This is a genomic window from Myxacorys chilensis, from assembly GCF_059505265.1.
This window is the reverse complement of record NZ_JCACKG010000294.1, coordinates 1-2,303: the sequence shown is the minus strand read 5'-3', so window position 1 is coordinate 2,303 and position 2,303 is coordinate 1. Positions and strand designations below refer to the sequence as shown.

General features: G+C 49.2%; 3 protein-coding genes and 1 pseudogene. 1 reads left to right on the top strand and 3 read right to left on the bottom strand.

Features of this window, described 5'->3' with window-relative positions; all coding sequences use genetic code 11:
• Positions 1-343 precede the first annotated feature (343 nt).
• From AC5JLB_RS29620 to AC5JLB_RS29610, 3 genes are all read right to left on the bottom strand, one after another.
• The gene (locus AC5JLB_RS29620; RefSeq protein WP_495877406.1) at positions 344-787 is read right to left on the bottom strand and encodes a hypothetical protein; all 444 of its coding nucleotides are present in this window, start codon (positions 785-787) and stop codon (positions 344-346) included.
• 362 nt (positions 788-1,149) lie between these two features.
• On the bottom strand, positions 1,150-1,569 hold the full coding sequence (locus AC5JLB_RS29615) for a sugar O-acetyltransferase (RefSeq protein WP_495877405.1): 420 nt from the start codon (positions 1,567-1,569) through the stop codon (positions 1,150-1,152).
• A 157-nt stretch (positions 1,570-1,726) separates the two neighbouring features.
• A complete protein-coding gene (locus tag AC5JLB_RS29610; RefSeq protein WP_495877404.1) occupies positions 1,727-1,999 on the bottom strand; it encodes a hypothetical protein in 273 nt (90 codons plus the stop codon).
• Between the two features lie 124 nt (positions 2,000-2,123).
• On the opposite strand from AC5JLB_RS29610, the pseudogene AC5JLB_RS29605 reads away from it, so the two are divergent.
• Positions 2,124-2,252, top strand: a pseudogene (locus AC5JLB_RS29605) (IS1/IS1595 family N-terminal zinc-binding domain-containing protein); the annotation flags it as partial.
• Between the last annotated feature and the right edge of the window lie 51 nt (positions 2,253-2,303).

Genomic DNA, 2,303 nt, shown 5'->3' with positions numbered 1-2,303 from the left:
ATCGACGGTAATCACTCGTGGAGTTTGAGTGTGCTCTGCTCCCAACACTTTGCGGGGCAGGGCTGTTTCATTGTCACCAGGAGATATCTGAAAGCCTCAAGTCCTCGTGCATGAGGTTCAAAAAATTCAAAATGCTAAACGAGAGAATCAAACGTCCAGATTTCCATTTCTAACAATGAAACAGCCCTGGGATTTAACGGGTGGATGTCGTTTAAGGTTTTTCTGCTAGTCTTGAGGCTTCGTCGAGCATCGTGGATAACATTCTCAACCTACTGCGCAACTCTTCGTTTTCAGCCTTTAGGCGTTCGATCGCATTACTATAAACCTCCCCTAGCAGTTCCTGTCATTCTTTATCCAAGACGAGAAACTGAATAGCTAAAAGTCTTTTGGAGATTTCGGGTGAGTTGGGATCTAGGTAGTCTTTGACTTGTTCTAAAAGCCGGGCTACAGATTCCTCGTGTCTTCTCAGGATTTGAGCTTCTGTATAGTTCCCGTCAGGATCAGGTAGTCTTTCGATCTGTTCCTCTATGGGGACTGAGATAAAAGCGCCATCGTCTACAACACGCCACTTCCCGGCATCTACTCGCACTAACTCCTTGCCGCTCGTGATTGAAAATCGCCGGTGCTCTACTGTGAATGAGTTTGAAAGCTCGAGCGTGATCCGTGCGGTTTTCTCTTCAGCAGGACTGCTCAGAAACGCAGGTTTTAACGTCAGAACAACGATGTCGCCTTCTTTTAGGCTTGAAAGCGTTCTTGTTGATTTAACATCAGAATCACCGCTCTCCATTCGTTCACCGCTCAAACAGTTCGCCCTAACCATACCTCGAGCGTTTGTGCCTCTACGACAGTAGAGCCAAAGTAAAAGACCTAACATCAATATTCTGAGTCTAAAGCCTCGATCGTTAGCCCAGACTTTAGTTGAGGTGTGTCCATTTGTCTTGGGTCAATTGCAATCTGCTCCATAGTGAATCGCCTGCACCTTAGCTTCTGAGTTCACATCAGCGCACCATTACCCGTGGTTAAGCCACACCATGACGGGGTGATAGAAGACTGCAAAAGCTATTGCCAGAGCGCTTACTATAGCGAGAGAAACCAGAAAAATTGGCAGAATCTTCTTAGGGCGAAGCGTAAGGGGCGATGGTCGTCGCGTCATGTGGGGATGGCAGAAGGGGCGATCTCGATTGGCTTTGCAAACTCCTGGTTACGGCGCAACCCTGCGTTAAACGGGTGGGTGGCAGTGTAGATCTGCACAGCTGGACCGAAGAGTGTATAGTCCCCAATAGTGACTTGGCCGACATCCAGCACAACGCAGTTAAAGTTGAAGAAGCACTTCTTCCCAAGGAAGATATTGGTTCCGTAATCACAGAAGAACAGCGGCTGCATCCACACGTCTTCACCTCCGGCACCAAAAAGCTCTCGCAGAATGCGCCGCCGCTCCTCTTGTTGTCCCTCACGGGTGGCGTTCAGATCTTGGCATAGGTCTCGCCCTCGGTTGCGGGCACAAACGAGTTCCGGGTCAAGTGGGTTGTACAACTCCCCCGCCAGCATTTTCTCACGTTCACTTCGCATTACGACTGCCTCCTTGAGTTCGCATCCGTCAGGTGGGACCTAACTCTAAGCTACTGAACTATCAAATCATTGGGCTTGTGCTGCTAGTCCCTCTCTGACAGAGGCTCAACCAGCACAACTACGCCTCTGAAAGCCTTAATTCACACGCTTTCTAGCCTTAAAAGCCTCGACGCTTTAATCTCTCGCGCCATTGCTGAAGCTGTCTGATCGATTCCGTCAGCTCTGCCATCTGTTTAGACAATTGCTTGATCGCGGCTGTGTGCTGATCAATCCGAGCAGTTGGACTGTCCTGGGTGTCGATATCAAGAAATGATGCGATCGCCAGCTCCACAACGCGCGATGAGGTAATGTTGCTAGATTCTGCAAAGCGATCAACCTGTTGTTTAACTTCAATCGGAACCCTAGCCCCGATCATTGGTCTGGTTGGCATGGCTCCTCCCGGAATAGCTTGACAACCATGAATGCGGACCTACAAGCGGTCATTGACAACGTGATCTGCCAACTAACAACGAGATGGCGTTGCATAATAGAGAATGATGATCTAGGTCTGAGCCATGAACTGCCCTCGCTGTGCCAGTGACACCATCGTGAAGAATGGACACCGCCAAGGAAAACAGAGCTATCTCTGCCGAGACTGCAATCGCCAATTTCGGGAGAACCCGTCGCCTCAGGGTTATAGTGCTGTCTGGTGTCAATTACAAAGACCGCTTTATTGAATCAAATTTCTTCTCCTT